The 18,067-nt window shown below is 35.2% G+C and carries 15 protein-coding genes and 1 CRISPR repeat array; of the genes, 6 read left to right on the forward strand and 9 right to left on the reverse strand.

The features are described 5' to 3' along the window. Positions 1–617 precede the first annotated feature (617 nt). The 6 genes from ACP6PM_RS23385 to ACP6PM_RS23410 form a co-directional block, all read right to left on the reverse strand. The gene (locus tag ACP6PM_RS23385; protein ID WP_426588882.1) at positions 618–1,565 is read right to left on the reverse strand and encodes a DMT family transporter; all 948 of its coding nucleotides are present in this window, start codon (positions 1,563–1,565) and stop codon (positions 618–620) included. 1 nt (position 1,566) lies between these two features. After that, positions 1,567–1,806, reverse strand: coding sequence for a phytanoyl-CoA dioxygenase family protein (locus ACP6PM_RS23390; RefSeq protein ID WP_426588884.1), 240 nt, complete (start codon positions 1,804–1,806; stop codon positions 1,567–1,569). Positions 1,807–2,317: 511 nt separating this feature from the next. Then, on the reverse strand, positions 2,318–5,479 hold the full coding sequence (locus ACP6PM_RS23395) for an AAA-like domain-containing protein (protein ID WP_426588886.1): 3,162 nt from the start codon (positions 5,477–5,479) through the stop codon (positions 2,318–2,320). Positions 5,480–6,223: 744 nt separating this feature from the next. Continuing rightward, entirely contained in the window at positions 6,224–7,783 is a 1,560-nt protein-coding gene (locus ACP6PM_RS23400) for a cation:proton antiporter (RefSeq protein WP_426588888.1), read from the reverse strand. A gap of 441 nt (positions 7,784–8,224) precedes the next feature. Then, on the reverse strand, positions 8,225–8,350 hold the full coding sequence (locus ACP6PM_RS23405; RefSeq protein ID WP_426588890.1) for a photosystem II protein Y: 126 nt from the start codon (positions 8,348–8,350) through the stop codon (positions 8,225–8,227). 267 nt (positions 8,351–8,617) lie between these two features. Beyond that, positions 8,618–9,145 carry a gamma carbonic anhydrase family protein gene (locus tag ACP6PM_RS23410; protein ID WP_426588892.1) on the reverse strand — a complete coding sequence of 176 codons (528 nt, stop codon included), beginning with the start codon at positions 9,143–9,145 and terminating at the stop codon, positions 8,618–8,620. Between the two features lie 814 nt (positions 9,146–9,959). Here ACP6PM_RS23410 and ACP6PM_RS23415 point away from each other — a divergent pair. From ACP6PM_RS23415 to ACP6PM_RS23440, 6 genes are all read left to right on the forward strand, one after another. Continuing rightward, positions 9,960–10,481 carry a TIGR02652 family protein gene (locus ACP6PM_RS23415; protein WP_426588894.1) on the forward strand — a complete coding sequence of 174 codons (522 nt, stop codon included), beginning with the start codon at positions 9,960–9,962 and terminating at the stop codon, positions 10,479–10,481. 65 nt (positions 10,482–10,546) lie between these two features. Then, positions 10,547–10,981 (forward strand): VOC family protein, encoded by a 435-nt coding sequence (locus ACP6PM_RS23420; RefSeq protein WP_426588896.1) that lies wholly within the window; start codon positions 10,547–10,549, stop codon positions 10,979–10,981. A gap of 223 nt (positions 10,982–11,204) precedes the next feature. After that, positions 11,205–11,555 carry a PepSY domain-containing protein gene (locus tag ACP6PM_RS23425; protein WP_426588898.1) on the forward strand — a complete coding sequence of 117 codons (351 nt, stop codon included), beginning with the start codon at positions 11,205–11,207 and terminating at the stop codon, positions 11,553–11,555. Between the two features lie 178 nt (positions 11,556–11,733). Next, the gene (gene map, locus ACP6PM_RS23430; RefSeq protein ID WP_426588900.1) at positions 11,734–12,564 is read left to right on the forward strand and encodes a type I methionyl aminopeptidase; all 831 of its coding nucleotides are present in this window, start codon (positions 11,734–11,736) and stop codon (positions 12,562–12,564) included. A gap of 321 nt (positions 12,565–12,885) precedes the next feature. Then, the gene (locus ACP6PM_RS23435) at positions 12,886–13,128 is read left to right on the forward strand and encodes an acetyltransferase (RefSeq protein ID WP_426588902.1); all 243 of its coding nucleotides are present in this window, start codon (positions 12,886–12,888) and stop codon (positions 13,126–13,128) included. A 483-nt stretch (positions 13,129–13,611) separates the two neighbouring features. Beyond that, on the forward strand, positions 13,612–14,304 hold the full coding sequence (locus ACP6PM_RS23440; RefSeq protein ID WP_426588904.1) for a response regulator transcription factor: 693 nt from the start codon (positions 13,612–13,614) through the stop codon (positions 14,302–14,304). Positions 14,305–14,462: 158 nt separating this feature from the next. Here the strand turns inward: ACP6PM_RS23440 and ACP6PM_RS23445 are convergent, their stop codons facing one another. The 3 genes from ACP6PM_RS23445 to cas1d form a co-directional block, all read right to left on the reverse strand. Next, positions 14,463–14,663, reverse strand: a complete 201-nt coding sequence (locus ACP6PM_RS23445; RefSeq protein ID WP_426588906.1) for a DUF6887 family protein — start codon at positions 14,661–14,663, stop codon at positions 14,463–14,465. Between the two features lie 99 nt (positions 14,664–14,762). Beyond that, positions 14,763–16,194: direct repeats of the CRISPR family, unit length 37 nt; unit sequence GTTTCAATCCCTAATAGGGATTTTTAGTTGTTTAAAC. 265 nt (positions 16,195–16,459) lie between these two features. Then, positions 16,460–16,732, reverse strand: a complete 273-nt coding sequence (gene cas2, locus ACP6PM_RS23450; protein ID WP_426588908.1) for a CRISPR-associated endonuclease Cas2 — start codon at positions 16,730–16,732, stop codon at positions 16,460–16,462. A 76-nt stretch (positions 16,733–16,808) separates the two neighbouring features. Further along, a complete protein-coding gene (cas1d, locus tag ACP6PM_RS23455; RefSeq protein ID WP_426588910.1) occupies positions 16,809–17,813 on the reverse strand; it encodes a type I-D CRISPR-associated endonuclease Cas1d in 1,005 nt (334 codons plus the stop codon). Positions 17,814–18,067: the final 254 nt, after the last annotated feature.

Raw genomic sequence — 18,067 nt, forward strand, 5'->3', positions numbered from 1 at the left:
AAATTCTGAGAAATTTGTGTTAATACCTTCAATCTAAAAATTGATCGTAAGAACAGAGTTACCCAAAAATTAAGGTTTAAAGCCTCTCCTATATGGGAGAAAAAAAGAAAAAAATTCTTTTTAACCAATCCTCTTCTTTTTAATAAGAGGTAATTATTAATTATTAATTATTGAAGAGGTGATATTGAGCCTATAGCAATCAGGAATGATTTATGAGATATTTAAGAACAGTTAATAGTAATCAAAATCCTTTTATATTCTGACTCCTGTACGAGGACTGACTGCTAATTACCAGTAAAATTTCACAACTGAAATATGATTGCTATAGATCCTTAACATTGTGTGGCATAATCGAGAAAACAGGCATAATTCCAGAGGATAAAATAATTAAAATACAAAATAACTCTTCAATAATGAATAATTACCTCTCCTTGAAAACGGATAGGATTGACTAATCATGAAAATTTTTATTTATTATCCCCTTAAAAGGGGAGGCTTTAAACCAAAATTTTTCGGTAAAATAAAATGTTTAATACAAGTTTTACCACATCCGAGAGCTAATCCGAAAAATAGTCCCAAATGTAGAGTTATTGTTTGGAATGGGTAAGTCCTAGTTCTTATTCTTTAACAGCAGATTGACTGGATACAGCTAGATAAAGACCTAGCAAAATCGCAAACAAAGCTACCCAGTTAAATAAGGTTAAGGCTTCACCAAAAATTGCCCAAGCTGCTATGGCAACCAGAATTGACTCTAGTAAAAGAACTAAAGCTACAAATCCAGAGGAAAACTTTTTGAGACTATAAGCAAGAAGCCCCTGACCTAATACTTGCCCAACTATAGCTAGAGAAATGACAAACACCCACCCATTTACCGAATAAGGGAAAAATCTATCTTCAGAAAAAAACAATATAGGTAAGCTTAACAAAGTTCCTAATCCACAACACCAGGGAATTATAGTTGTTGGGGCAAACTTAGTTCTTAGTTTTTCTACAGTCAGTAGATAGGCCGCACTGCAAATTCCTGCGAGGAAAGCTGCGATATCACCTTCAACCTTGCCAGTATCAATTTGCAGATCCTCCAATCCAATACTGCCGGCACCGACCATCGCAATGATCATTCCGATCAGGAATTTGTTGTCAAAGCGCTGACCCCAAGCAAGCCAAGCAAACAGGCAGGTGAATAGTGGCTTTAGACTAATCAGTACGGTAGATATGGCGACAGTGGTTTGACTTAGAGACCAAGCCCATAAACCTTGGCTAGTAATATAAAAAGTAGCCATTGCCAACAACAGCCATAAATCTTGACTAATGTCAAGCTTTTGTTCCACGGGTTTCTGGTCGGAAAGTCGGTAGCGTACGGCATTAACGGAGTTCCACAGCCCAAAAATAACAGTAGCGATCGCTACTCGGTCAAATACTGTCGCATTGGAACTGATTTCTCCTTCACTCAATCTGATGAAGATTGCTGAGGAAGAGATAGCCAGTAAAGCGACAAATAAGGACGCGATACTTGTGGGACCTTTTTTTTCTAGCTGTTGTGACTGCAATTGGAGTTTATTTGTCATTTTATGAATTATCAGCACTATCAAGAATTAAATGATGAAATACTTTTTTTTCCTTATGAACCCCGTTAACCACCCGCACGGTTTTTCCATCATTTTCCAACACTTTTCCTGGCAGATCCTTGGCATAGATATCTGGCACCTCAGCCTTCATCTTCTGCACTTCTTCTGGGGAAAAGCAACCTGGAAAGAAGAGATAGCCTCGGTCTTCATAAGTTTTCAATTGTTCCGTTGTTAGTTGCATATAAAATACCTCTGTTAATTTTTTTAAGTCTGAGCCTCAACTTGAGGCTCATTCACTCTTCTTTCACTAACTGCTATTGGCAATTCTTTAGGTGGCTTTATAGTTTGGAAACCGGCACGTGGTGGATGTTCTCCTAACCCATAGCAGCTTCGGTGAAAGCTTTGTTTAAAGCAGCGATCGTCTTATCCAAGAGGGTATCAAAATCTACTTGTTTGACAACTTAGGCAATATCTTGAGGTCAGATTAAAAGTGTTTGGTAGTGGTACATTCACCAATGACAATAACATCGTAATTTTTTGAACTGTTGTTCATAACCTTTGATTTTACTCAAGCTGACTAGCTGATTCTAATTTTTTTCAACCCCAATCTCTATAATGTTTAAATATTCTTATCTATTTTTTTTTTTTTGATAGAATACACTGATATAAATTTTCAAAATTTTGTGTCAATAGCTTCAATCGAAAAATTGATCGTAACAACAGAATTACAAGGTGATATTGATGCCAGTTTCTTACTTTAACGGCATTTTGGCAAAATGTTCTAACAATAATCGATGAATAAAAATATAGCCACCCCCTACTTTTTGTAGAAAAATTAACTGGGTTGCGTAGTCAAGAAAACGAGAATAATTCCAAGGGATATCACGATTCCACCACAGTATGATACGCAGACTTAAATGTTGAATACAAATCAAACCTGAACCATCTCCTCCAACTAAGCTAGCACTTAAGCCAAAGCTAACTATATAGACTAATATTAATATCAACATTTGACTCAATGAATTATAACTATCATAATAATTAAGTAATTCTAGACCATAATCCATTAATCCAATCAATAGACTGCCAATAATTCCCACTATTAAAAACAAAAGTATGGCATTATATATTGATAACCATATTCCTTGGTTAGTATTTTCAATGTTTTCTATTTTTTTACCTTTTTCAAATCCACCAATCAATCCAAATATTGTTGAGATTCCTATCACAAAGACTAATCCATAAATTACAGCAATAACTACCATTAGATTTAGATAAAATATTTCAATCAAGCTAACAATTACCCCCATAGATAATCCAAAAAATATCCCAAATATTGAATACTTACCTGCTTTTTTCCATGACCATTCTATTGTACTTACTGGATTAATTACTTCACTTAATCTTGCAAAAATATTGCCAAAAACCATAGCCACAAATATAATAATAAAAATTAGGCAACTAATTGTCAGAAATGTATTGTGTTGACCTTGAGGATTCCAACCCATTAACCAAATAATTAGTGTATATATTACTCCAGAAATAATTCCTGATTTCAATCCAGAATTAGATTTATAGTTCATTCCTAGTATTAATCCAGAGATTAATCCAGATATTAAAGAATAGATAATTAACCTGAAATCATAATAAAATACTCGCCATAAACATAATCCGACAACAATACCAAGCATCAACCCAATAATTGACCTAGTTCCAATACGATATATCCACTTTTGAGTCACAGTATCTAACCAACTTGGCTGCATCCGTTCAATTAGAAAGACAGTTTCTGACTCGCTTACCATTTGCTTTGCTAACCAACTTAGCCATTTTTTTACTTTCTCTTGAGAATAGAGAATATTAACCGAACGACGTTTAAACATTCGCTGAATATAAGCATTAAATAAGTGTTCTTTTAGTTCAGCATTACTGCGACTAGGCAACTCTTCAATTGATATTCCTTGATAAGCTAAACTGATAATACTTAAAATTAAAGGAGAACGGGAAAATTCTTGCAATTTAACATCAGATTCTAATGCTTTTCTGACTGCTGCTAATTCTGAACCGGCATTTTTTAAATATTCTTGAATTTGCTCTAAACTTAAGGGCTGTAAATATATAGCTGCTTGAAATTTTAACTGACTTGAAAGAGCTTCATAATCACGAATCCGGCTACAAACTACTATTTCTGTTTGCCCGTATTCTTGACAGAATTTATTCAAAACATCTACACAATCTTCTCGTTTTTCTCTATTAACTTCATCTAAACCATCAAGTAGTAAAAGTAATCTTTGTTCTCCGATCCAAGCTTTACCAATCTGTTGAGAAACTTGATATTTAGTATTTAATTCTATAACTAACCAATCAGCGATAGCCTGTTTTTTTCCCTCCCAAGAAGATAGGTTAAAAACAATAGGTATTGGTTGAGTTAAATCGGCTTCAGTTCTATTAATTAAGTCTCGCGCTAATTCCAATAAAGTTGTAGTTTTTCCAGAACCAGGTTCGCCCAAAATTAATAAAGTTCGACCTGCACCTAACTCATCAAATTTATCAATAATTCGAGTACCTGGCGGTAATTCTTGCTGCGGATTTTCTAAATCTTCCCACAGTAAACCCCAAGGACGATTTACTGCATTTTTTCTTTCTTCTAATCCTAGTTCAATTAATACTTTGCCATGTAATGAAGTTTCTAAAACTCCTTTCACCCAATAATTTTTCACCTTGTTCAACAATATCTGACAGTTCCGATATTCCTGCCGATCCATTGATAAATTACCATCAGACTTGAGGTGATTTTTATCATCTTTTACTCTCCCCACTTCTGCCAAAACATTATTAATCCAATTTCGACTAAAAATTGTTTCGTAGATACGGTTATAAACTTTTAATTTGCCTCGCTGTTGTACGATAGCTCCAGTTAATCTTAATTCTAATTGCTCTGAATTTTGATTAACTTTTATTCCTTTTGTCTGCAAAATTTTTTGATATAGCAATAATAATCTACGGCTTCGCTCGCTTAATAAGAGGCGGTCGCGAATTGTTCGTAAATGTTGTGGTTCATCCTGACTTTCCCAATTATTTATGATTAGAGTTTTTACTAAATCTTCTACCCATTCTTTTTCTTTGTTAGTAGGTATAAAAGACTCGGATCTTAGGGTAAGTTGACACAGTTTTTGAGTCAGAAAAGGTTGCCCTCCAGTCCAATTTAATATTGCTTGTAATGTTCCTTGAGGATTAGTCGATTTTGTCGCTAATCCTGTGACTAAAGGTTGAGCTTCTGTGAAACTAAAACCAGTTAATTCAATTCCACGACCAATATTAAACGGACTCCGCAGTTTATCTTGAATTAAATCGGAGGGAGTTGCTACACCAAAAAAAGAAAAAGTTAGACGCTTATATTCTTTATTGTGTGCCCTTTTATCGTAACAAGAACGAATCACTGTAAAAAAATCATCTACTTGAAATTTTAAGCTAAGAATACTATCAATTTCATCGATAAAAATTATTATCTTTTGGGGGATTAACTTGAGGATAATCGATTCAATAAATTTACTAAAACGTTGCCCATAAGATAAATTATTATGCTCAAACCACCAAGTTGTTAAATCGAAGCGATCGTACAAATCTAAACTACTAACAATACTATCAATTACACTGGCGTACCACTGTTCAGGAGTAATATCTAAATTACCAATTGCACTTAAATCAATACCAGCACAAACAATTCCATCCGCTTGTAAAATTTCCATAGTTTGTATTCTTAAACTAGACTTACCCATCTGTCTAGAATTAAGAACATAACAAAATTCTCCTGCTTTTAATCCACGATATAATTCTAAATCTGCTTGACGTTTGATATAGGTGGGAGAGTCAACTGCTAAACATCCACCGACTTGATATTGATAATTTGTCATTTCATTTATAGCGCTAGGGAATAGGGAACAGGGAATAGGGAATAGTAGACTGTTAAAGGGTTTCAGGATTTATAAATTATCAAAATTAGTCATAAATTATTTTTTACCTTTTAACTTGCGCGTAGCCCTATATATTCCTAATCAGGACTTACGCAAAGGTACTATGGTGTATTGGTGCGTTACGCTAGCGCTAACACACCCTACTGGACCGACACAGCTAATTTAGTGCAAAATTGTAGGGTGCGTTAGACGGCTTAAATTCAGACTATGAAAGGGATTCAGCAATCCGTCGTAACGCACCATTTTAGATGTGTCAGTCCACTACCAATAGCATTCATGCGTAAGTCCTGCCTAATATCAATTTGAAAAAAGAATCCCATACTTAGCTAAAATTTTAATTACAGCGCTTTCCGTTGTTATGAGGTACACCCATCGCGGGCAAGATGCCAGCACTACAAGATTTGCACCATTTACTCTGTACCTCATTTGTCAGAAATCTGCTGTATTAACAGGACTTACGCAAAGGCACTATATATAGAGTCTTGGTGCGTTACGCTAGCGCTAACACACCCTACCAATAGCGTTCATCCGTAAATCCTGTACATTTAATTATACTTAACTACTTATTTTTCGGTATTGCATAATTGTGGGATGATTTTGTTAGAGAGGATCGAGCATAATCCCCGTGTCCCCGTGTCCCCGTGTCTCCGTGTCAGCCTCAATCATCCCAGTATTCAGCAACGCCTATTTTTCAAACACCTCTGCCAAAAGTGGCGACACATTATTATTCAACTTACCCCCTCGAATAAACTCAGCATAAGTATCCGCCTCAATATCTATCAACTCTTCCTGTAATAATTCCATATCCAACTGTACTAACTGAGAATGTTCCGCCTGCATTTTATCAATTTTCTCCTGCAACTGCTTTAACTCCCCTTGCAAAAACTCTGCCTGATAACGATAATATTCTGGGTCAATTTCCTGGCGCCTTACTAACTCAGAAACATAATTAAGTACCCGGTTTAAAGCTACACGACGAGCGATCGCCTCCATATATTCCTGACGTAGCGGTTGGTCGCCTATTAAACCTAATATTTGTAACATTGACTGAGTGGTTAAACCTTGCACTAACAATGTAAACAATACCACCCCAAATACAACTGCTGTAATTTCATCTCGTCCAGGCAAAACTACAGGTACACTCAAAACTAGAGCAATAGAAACTGAACCTCGTAAACCTCCCCACCAAAGCAAAGTCTGTTCTCTTAAATCAATATTTGAGTTAGCTACCAAATTACTCAAAGCACTCAAACCATAAACCGAAATTGCTCGTGCAATAATCACCGCTCCAATAGCAACTACTATCAATACTATATTATCTGCCAAAATTGTATATTGAATTTGGTCGCCTATTAACAAAAACACTATGGAGTTAACAAAAAACGCCACAAACTCCCAAAATTCACTAACTATTAACCGAGTGCGTGGGTTCATCCCAATGCGGGAACCAAAATTACCTAAAATTAAACCAACCGTGACAACCCCAATAACTCCCGAACCTCCTAATTTTTCTGTAATTATATAAGTACCATAAGCAGATACCAAAGTTAGAGACTGTTCCACCAAAGGTAGATCGAAACGTTGGGTGAGGTAAGAAATGCCAAAACCAACCAACGAACCAATACCAATACCAATACCAACAAAACTGAGAAAAGTTAATAGAGATTCTGAAATCGAAAATTTATCGACTGTTCCTAATGGAATTCCTACTAACAATGTAAAAGCAACAACTGCCACCCCATCATTAAATAAACTTTCTCCTTCCATTAGGGTGCGTAACCGTTTACTTGCTCCTAATTCTTTTAATAAAGCAACAACAGAAATAGGGTCCGTTGCTGATAAACTAGCTCCGACCAAAAAGGCGATCGCTAAAGGAATGCCAGTGAAAAAATTTAAACCATAAGCAATACCAACCACCGAAATAATTACACCGAAAATAGCAAAAAATCCCACCGGAACTAAGTCTCGTTTTAAGTCTCGCCAGTTCAAATTCCAAGCAGCTTCAAATAATAGGGGAGGCAAGAAAATTTCCAGGATTAATTCAGGAGATAAACTGACTAATCTTATATCAATAAATGCCAGAATTAATCCCACAATTACTAATAATAATGTAAAGGGAATTCGACGGAACAAACTAAAAACTCGCGAGAGAGTAGCTACACTCAGAGAAACAGAAAGAACTAAAAGAAATTGTTCTAAGTTTTGTTCAATAACTGTTTCAGTTACTGCAGTTTCTACTGCCATAAATATACTCCTAAATTCAAATAAAATTATCAGCATTTCCTGCGGAATGCCGAGCTAAAAGCTGTCAGCTATTAGCTATCAGCATTGATTGCTGTCTAATAGACATCTGGTGATAATTAAAAATCAAATCAATTATCGTCCATAAATCATTAATTCTTTCCCCCTACTCCCTACTCCCTCTTTTCCGCAGAGGTCTAATATTCTGATGTTATTTAAAATCTTTATTTGTGGGTATTCAAACAGAGATGATACAGCATTTTTCAGGATAGTGAGGTACAGTTAAACATTATCTCTATTTCTTCTTCCCCACTCTCTGCTCTCTACTTCCCCAGAACTTTGTACCTCCAAATTGTGGAAAACTGCTATATTAGCAATAAAATGCCGACTGTTTCTTCTAGTTAGAATAACAGTCGGCACTTTAACACAAAGGTAATACTTGTTTTAGGCTTCTTTATTTAAGAACTTTTGCAGTTGTTGGAGAGCAAGAACACCAATATTAAATACAGCCCAACCACCAGCAGCAAGTATAGGTAATAGAACGATTAACAAGCGAAAGTCAAAATCCATTTATTCTCCTCCTAAAGATTTAAAAATATTTTTCTCTATTCCTTAATAGTATCGCAATTTTAATTTTATGTTAAGCTTTACTTATATAACTTTTGACTATTGAATTTTGACTTTTGACTTAATTAGGGAAAAGATTAATTATTGATATTTCCTTAAATTAACTTTTGACTCGAGCGGTACTTAACGCAGAGGTACTATATATAGAGTGCAAAAACTATAGCGCTATAGTTTTTAACACTACATACATGGTCTGTGCATAAATCCTATTTACTTTGTAAACCCAATATCAGTTCCTTTACCAGCATGAACCAAAGCTAACTTTTCATAACGTTCAGCGTGTTCAAGCAAATCAGCAGTTTCTTGTTCCGAAAGCTCCCGAACTTTTTTTGCAGGTACTCCCACCACCAGAGATGAAGGCGGTACATCCTTCGTAACAATAGAACCAGCTCCAATCATACTACCCGCTCCTACTCGTACACCATTCAAAATTACAGCTCCAATGCCAATTAAACAACCTCTTTCTATATAAGCTGAGTGAATCACAGCTTGATGTCCAACCGTTACACTATCTTCTAACACAGTTGGTATTCCAGGGTCTCCATGAAGGACTGCCCCATCTTGGACATTGCTATGGTCTCCAATAATAATTTTTTCTACATCCCCCCGGACTACAGCTCCATACCAAATACTAGCTCCTATACCTACTTCTACTTTGCCCATAACTGTAGCGTTATCTGCGACAAAAGCAGCTTTCGATAAATCTGGAGGAGACCAAAAACAGGGCTGATTTGACATTATTTCGTTAATATTGATTGATATTTGCCTAATCAGAATTTTATCATCAGAAACTGCTTACCTCATAATTAAACTTAAGAGTTTAATGTACTGCCTACTTAGAGTAGCTCTTCTATAGTTGCTAGTATCAAATTCTCTTGCACAACCTTAAATTGGCATTGCTGAATCAAAGGATGAATATAAGTAATACCAAATTCAAAAAAGGTCGTTATATCACGTCCGGTTGAAGACTTACACTTTAGAGGAAGGAAGGCAGAGGGCAGAAGGCAGCTATGCTGAAGGTAATATTGGTTTAAAGGGAGAAGGTTTTTTGGTCGCGTAAGCGGAACGGAGTTATATCGCTGATTATCCGGACATGATATTACAGTAAAAAAGGGAATAGGTAATAGATAATAGGGAAAAACCTTGCTCTTTTTTGAATTTTCCTATATAGGAAAATTCAGGTCTTCCCTAACTACAAAAAAAGTTAATGTAGCATTATTTTTTGAAATTGGTATAAGTGGGGCGAGCATCCTGCCTGCCCTAAAATATAAGGAACAGGCAAGATGCCCATTCTACAAAACTATTAAAATCATCCCCTATTTATGCAACCTCCCTTAATTACAATTTTAAGCCTCCCCTATTCAAGGGAATAAAAAGCGGTATTTTCAGCTATCGCCGACTTGAATTGCGGAGCTTTCCGTCGATTGGATACGGCGAGGAAAACTCGCCGTATCCAATCGACCAAGAGAAAAGAAATTTCATATTTTAAGCCTCCCAATACAGCTGGAGGTACTAATAACTGATAACTAATAACTAATAACTAATAACTGAAATGACCCAATTCTCCACCAACCCCGCTCTCCAATATCCAATCTTTGGTCCTGAGATTCAGTGTCCCCACTGTCACCAGACCATTCCAGCTCTCACCCTAACAGATACTTATTTATGTCCTCGTCATGGGGCATTTGAAGCTGACCCAAATACTGGTGAATTGTTTCATCTTCACTCTGGCCGTCACTGGCGCGTCTGGAATAATCAGTGGTATCGGCAACATACTCATCCCGACGGTATTAGGTTTGAAATCCATGAGGCTCTCGACCGACTTTATACTCAAGGATATAGGGCAACTCGAGTGATTATTGCTCAAAGATATCGGGACTTAGTTAGTGCTTATTTGGAACGTAGTACTCCTTGGCGTGCTAATTCCGACTCTTGTCTAGCAAAACTTTATGGTTTACCTGTAGAATTTAGTCCTGACCCAAAGGATGAACCTTGTTGGGAAGTAATTAATTTTCAATTGGACAAAGAGGAAGGAGTACCTGTTAGGTATCCTTATTTTCGATTGTTTGAGTAACTTTACTTTGAAACTTTAAAGGTAGAAAATTAATCTTGGGAGTAAAGTTTATTTGATTAGGATAAATGCACCATGCTTCGATTCGGACTGCTAATATTCATCGAGCGATCGCTTTCTATGAAAAATTAGGTTTTATAGTTTGTGAACGCTTTACCACAGGTTATACTTTAGCCTGTTGGATGGAAGGATTAAATGGTAGAATTGAACTAATTCAAATTCCCGAACCTAAGCCTGCACCTGATGCTTTTGGGGATGAACATTATGTCGGATATTATCATTTATCATTTGATTTGACTGAAAATGTTGCAGATTTACCCAGTTGGTTAAGTTCTTTAAAACAACAGTTTTACTCAGCAGCAATAGAAGAACCTGAAATGTTTGAACCGTTAAAAATTCTGTTAGAACCTACTCAACAAATGATTGGAAATAATGTTTATGAAGTGGCGTTTATTGCAGATAGTGATGGTTTACCTCTAGAGTTTATTAGGCAGTTAAATTAAAGGGAATAGGAAATAGAATAGAAATAAAGATAGGTCTACTTCATTAGTCTGAGAAACCCTATCTATAAATACTAATCTAATCCTAAATGATTTGTGAAAAAAACTGTAGGGGTTTGGTCTCCAAACCCAAACAAAACAGGGATTTGGAAACCAAACCCCTACAATAAAATCTGACAACGTAATCGCAGATTGCCATATTTATACATCGTAGAATAATAGTCAAATGAAAATTGAATTTAATAAAATCAAACAACAATTTCGTAAATTCCATAGAATAGTCGCGCCAATAGTTTTCCTGCCATTATTTTTGACTGTAATTACAGGGATAGCTTACCGACTCAGTAGAAATTGGTTTGGATTATCCAAAGACCAGACACATTTTTTAATGGTAATTCATGAAGGTGGATTTCTCGGCAATCAAATTAAACCTTTTTATGTATTATTAGATGGTATGGCCTTAATATGGATGTTAATAACAGGTATTGTTATCAGCGGTTTATTTAGTAAAAAAGGTAAGAATAAACCAACAGAAAATACAGAATCAAAAGCAATTTTAACGAAGTCAGAAAACTAATTGATAAATTATCAATTAGTTTTCCCTACTCCCTACTCTCTCTTTTCTGAAGATTGTTTTTATCATAGATATTAAATCTATGTTATAGTAAAAATCTACTAACTAAATTCTTAGTAGAAAAATTTTCTTAATATCTCAATTTTCAGACACCATAATATTTAACAATTTGTCCTAAAAGATGAAAATTTTTAGTAATATACTTGCAGCTCCAGCAAAACCAAAACCACGCCCAGTTAAGAAACAACAACGTCGCGGAATAGAAATTAAATCTGAACGAGAAATCGAAATTATGCGACAATCATGTAAAATTGTGGCAACGGTACTCAAAGAAATTTCTCAAATTGTTAAACCAGGAATGACTACTGCTGACCTAGATGCTTATGCTGAAAAACGCATTCGGGAAATGGGAGCAACACCAAGTTTTAAAGGTTATCATGGTTTTCCCGGTTCTATTTGTGCTTCTATAAATAATGAAGTTGTACATGGTATTCCTAATAAGAAAAAAGTTATTCGAGTCGGTGATGTTTTAAAAGTAGATACAGGTGCTTATTATCAAGAATTTCACGGTGACTCTTGTATTACTATTGGGGTAGTTGAAGTTGCTCCAGAAGCTGCTAAATTAATTCGCGTTGCAGAAGAAGCAATGTATAAAGGTATTGAACAAGTAAAAGCTGGTGCTTATCTACTAGATATTGCAGGAGCTATTCAAGACCATGTAGAGGCAAATGGTTTTTCTGTAGTTGAAGAATTTACTGGTCATGGTGTGGGGAGAAATTTACATGAAGAACCTGCGGTATTTAATTTTCGGACGAAGAATTTGCCTAATGTTAAGCTCAGAGCAGGTATGACTTTAGCTATTGAACCTATTCTTAATGCTGGTTCGAGGTTTACTAAGATTTTATCGGATAGGTGGACTGCTGTTACTGTTGATAATTCTCTTTCTGCTCAGTTTGAGCATACGGTATTAGTTACAAATACTGGTTATAAAATTTTAACCGATCGCTCCTAAGTTAGCTGTTAGCTAGTATTTGGTAGATGGGATAGTTTTTTTCTATATAAATCGCTTTCAAGCAAGCCATCTATCACTTTCCTATCACATCTAAAAAGTATCTAGAATTTCTTAAGATTTACTTAAGCTTTTCCAGCAATTATTTATGACACAATATTAGATAGAGTAGCCTTTGATACAATTTTTTGTGGTGTTGATTCTCTTTTTAATAACATAGAACTTTTTTGAAAAAATGTAAAGATTGGCCAGAAGTCTACTCTTCAAGTCTCATGAGATTGCAATCTAATTCCAGCCAAAAATTAGGCATGGGGAGGTAAAATCATGTTTTTAAAACATAAACAGACCAATGATTTAATCGAAGTGATCCGAATTGAAGATGTCTACGATCCCTGTTTAGGTGAAGTGATGGGTCAGTCTCATTCGGGTGAAGAAATGCAAGATCCAACAATTTATCCAAAAGCTGATTTAATGTTTCCTTCAGGGGAAAACTTACCCCTTTGCTGGTTAGACCCGAATTATCGGATTAAGAAAACCCCATCAAAATCCACTCGAATGTCTATCTGATAGTCTTTGAGTCTCAAAATTAAGGAGAATTGAACATTCTGGAACTTTAATTAATTTCTATCAATTCGGACTTGTTTAACAACGCAAGTCCGATTTTTTTAAGACTTTCTGCTCCTAAAAGGATTATACAATAGCGATATTAGGAACGGGTTGAAGTTACCGAATAATTAATAATTAATAATTAATAGTTAATAATTAAAGAATTCAGGTTTAAAGCTTCCCCTTTTAAGGGGATAAAATCAAAAAAAATCCTTAAGTGTCAATCCCCTTCTTTTAAGGAAGGGTAAGTTAATTGCTGAACACCAAAACCTACTCCCAAAAATTTTTATCATAAAAATAAATTTTTATCAAGTGTTGTTAACCATACATTATTTTCGCTCCACTAATAATGAAAATTAGCTAAATTAAAAAAAAGTATTAAAGTAGGAATAATCTATATATTAAATGATTCAAGTGAAAAATCAGCTAGAGGAAAAATTAAAAATGTCAGGAAAAATATTGTTGGTAGATGATGAACCAGGATTACGGGAAGCCGTACAAGCTTATTTAGAAGATAGTGGTTTCCATGTAGATGTTGCTAGTAATGCTAATGAAGGATGGGATATCCTACAATCACATTTACCTGACTTGGTAATTACAGATATTATGATGCCTCAAGTAGATGGTTATCAATTTCTGCAAAAATTACGAGAGGAACCAAGATTTAAAGCTTTACCTGTAGTATTTTTGACTGCTAAAGGAATGACTACAGACCGCATTCAGGGTTATCAAGCGGGTTGTGACGCTTATCTTTCTAAACCTTTTGACCCAGAAGAGTTGGTAGCTATTGTAGAAAATTTGTTAGAACGTCGAACATCAGCACAAACTACTAATGAAGGGGAAAATACTCCCGATATTGCTGCTTTAGCAAGTCAAATTGCCGAAATAAAAGCAATGTTAATGGGAAAGAGCGCGATCGCTCAGACTCCTTCACCGATAAAAATAGATTTGACTCCTAGGGAACAGAGTGTTTTAGATTTAGTAGCTAGAGGATTAATGAATAAGGAAATTGCTAGGGATCTAAATACGAGTGTTCGGAATGTGGAAAAGTATGTAAGTAGATTATTTACGAAAACTGGCACCAATAGTCGAACGGAGTTGGTTCGCTATGCTTTGGAGCATGGATTGACAAATTGATTCAAAAAGTCGGGGAGTCGGGGAGTGAGGGAGTAAGGGAGTCGGGGTGTCGGGGAGAATAAGAGAAATTTTTAGGTGTGTTACGACGGCTTAAATTCTGACTGTGAAAAGGATTTAGCGTTCTGTCGTAACGCACCATTTTAGATATGTTAGCGTTGTTAGAGATTACGAAATCTGGCTGTAAATTGAGGATATTTTTCTAAATCTTCAACTGAATCTACTGGTGGCATCTCAATCCATTTTCCTTCTTGATGCAGTCTATCGATATAAGCGTAAAATGCTTCTTGATCGTCTCTATGAGCTAGCATATAATTTTGCAATTCTTTTTGACTCATTGCTTGAAAGTTGGGTTTGTTCATTCAATGTATCTCCAGTTTCCGTTAGGATATATTTCTATAATGCTATCTTCATCGGCAAGAAAAATGTAGAGTTTATATGCCTCAGACTACAAAAATTAAGTTTCAATCCCTAATAGGGATTATTAGTTGTTTAAACAAGACAGCGATCGCGTATTTCAGGAAGCTTTGAGTTTCAATCCCTAATAGGGATTTTTAGTTGTTTAAACCGGAAAATGCTAACTCAGATTTTTGCCTGAACAGCCGTTTCAATCCCTAATAGGGATTTTTAGTTGTTTAAACAGGAGGAGGAGGCTCCGCTGAGACTTGTTTGTTTGTTTCAATCCCTAATAGGGATTTTTAGTTGTTTAAACAGCTGTTAGCGATGGACAGCTTCGCTTAATCCTAGTTTCAATCCCTAATAGGGATTTTTAGTTGTTTAAACCTTATTTACTTAGGTTTAACTTGCTTGAAATAATTAATGTTTCAATCCCTAATAGGGATTTTTAGTTGTTTAAACCAGACTAAAGTTTCTCTTAGATTTCTGATATCACAGTTTTTGTTTCAATCCCTAATAGGGATTTTTAGTTGTTTAAACTAATCAAAATAATTGGTCTGATAGTTCACTAGATAAAGTTTCAATCCCTAATAGGGATTTTTAGTTGTTTAAACAGGTAAAAGTGGTAAAATAGGTAAAAGTGGTAAAGTTTCAATCCCTAATAGGGATTTTTAGTTGTTTAAACAAGAAATAATTCCGTTGGTATAATCCATCAAAGTAGTGTTTCAATCCCTAATAGGGATTTTTAGTTGTTTAAACAATGGTTGGAAGTCAGGGTAAGGTGGTCATCCTCAGTTTCAATCCCTAATAGGGATTTTTAGTTGTTTAAACTCAAAAGAATAATGCTATATTTAAAAAAGACACCTAAGTTTCAATCCCTAATAGGGATTTTTAGTTGTTTAAACAGGGTCTTATCAGTCAATTTCTATACCGCAATTAGTTTCAATCCCTAATAGGGATTTTTAGTTGTTTAAACATTTGAATATGACTAATCCTTGTTCTTGGCTGCTTTCCGTTTCAATCCCTAATAGGGATTTTTAGTTGTTTAAACTCTTTAAGATCCCTGGCTTCAGACAATCGCATATTAGGTTTCAATCCCTAATAGGGATTTTTAGTTGTTTAAACAAATAATTCTTTGTTGATATTGACTAATCCTTTTTTGTTTCAATCCCTAATAGGGATTTTTAGTTGTTTAAACTGGTAGCAATCTAAAATAAAAATCTAGGGTGATAAAAATATGTTTCAATCCCTAATAGGGATTTTTAGTTGTTTAAACAGTTTTATTTAATTCTTCATATCCAAAAACATTCTTGTTTCAATCCCTAATAGGGATTTTTAGTTGTTTAAACTTTAAAAAATCCTTCTAAGATTTGGAGTAGGGGAGTTTCAATCCCTAATAGGGATTTTTAGTTGTTTAAACTTTTGTATCTATCGAATTTTTTATCATCTGGAGATAATTCGTTTCAATCCCTAATAGGGATTTTTAGTTGTTTAAACCGCAGGATTTTAGAACCCTTGTCATATTTAGTTTTCAAGGTTCGATTTCGACGATCATCTAAAGAATAGCATAACCCCTCAAAAATTTTCAAGAGCCTAAAAAAAATATTTTCCCAAAACCCGCACCAGGCAAGCAACAGAGGATTTGCGACGATCGCCTCCAACCCTCTATACAAATAAAACCCTTTCCTAGACTCAATTTCAGCCATTATTTTTTCCCTCTCAATTTCTACAGCTACCGATCGTCGCATTTTACCTCTATTTTCTAAACAAAAAATATAGTATCGTCCCTCACCTCTGGCCCACCAATCCGTTCTACTTTTCCCTGACAACATTGGCACAAAAAATAAAAACGAATATTATCTTCCTGGCCTTTCAGTAATTTGGCCAAACGACCCCGTAACTTAGCATATTGAGTCTCTGTTAAATTGCACTCAAAAATACTATACTGCATCCACTGACCGTAAGACTTTAAAATATTATGAATTTTCGTCCTTCGTTTATCATCAGAAACATCATAACAAATAACCACATACATAAAAAATTATCTCCTCAAAATCAACAAGAAAACCCCAGTTTCTCTCACCAAAACTGGGGTAAAAAAATCCCAAAATCTAACGCATAATTAAAGGTGGATATTGCTCGGTTTCTCCCATCAAATATTTAGCCAACAACCGCGCCTGAATTTCAAAAGCTTCTCGATAAGTATATTGACGCTGCATGACTGGATGCTTAAATTTAAACTGTTTCCTTTTTTCATACAAAGTCAGGAATTTTTTTAACCCATTTTTCGTTAAAGAAACTGCTCCACTTATAGGTTCAGTTGTAAAATCTTCCACTGTTAAAGTACCTTTATTTACAGCAGAAAAAACTACCATATCCACCACCAAAGGACGAAATTCTTCCATCAAATCTAAAGCTAAAGAAGGACGACCATAATGTTGATAATGTAAATACCCTAAATAAGGATCGAAACCAACAATATTTACGGCACTTTGTACGTCATGGCGCAACAAAGCATAACCCAAACTTAATAAGGAATTAACTGGGTCTGTAGGAGGGCGACGTCGCCGAGCTTCAAAAGTAAAATCTGACCCTTTAATTAACTGATTAAAACAACTAAAATAAGCAGCACTTCCAGCACCTTCTAATCCCCGCAAGGAATCTATATTATTAGTAGAATTAATCGGGGCGATCGCTCCATCTAATTTTTTCAAAGGTAGCTGGAAATCTAATTCGGAAGATTCCCGTTGCCGACGCAATAAAATATTGCGATAATTCTTCAATTTTCCCCGCACAAAACCTTTAACAACATGAACGGCTTGTTCGGATTTTCCGGCAGCTTTCCATTGAGCAGAACGAACAAAAATATTTTTAGTCATTTCTGGTTCTAGTCTGCCTAAATATTTGCCATTAGCTGTTAGGAATGACAAAGGAAGTTGTCGCGACAATAATTCGATTACCACTGCGGGAGAAACAGTTGCCCGACCTAAAATTACAACTCCATCTACTTTAATTAATGGAATATCTAAAAGTTTTTGTTTATCGGCTTTGACGACTAAACGTTCATCATTTTTGCCGATAAAAGCATCTTCGTGAGTTATGTAAGTAGTACCCATTTTTTTCAGTTATCAGTTTTTTCAGTTATTAGTAGTAGGTTGGGTTAAGCGATAGCGAACCCAACATTAAACCTTAGTGTTTTTCAGATAAATAATTGTTAATTTTGTCGGAAATCATTATTCTCCTTTGGTTATAATTTTTTTGAGTTTTTCCGATATAAATAATGTTGGGTTTCGTTCCTCAACCCAACCTACATTTCTTAATCCGTATATCCGTGGCATAATCCGTGTAAGCAACCCAACCTACATTTAAA

This window comes from Dapis brunnea BLCC-M229, assembly GCF_050015995.1.
GTDB lineage: Bacteria > Cyanobacteriota > Cyanobacteriia > Cyanobacteriales > Microcoleaceae > Trichodesmium.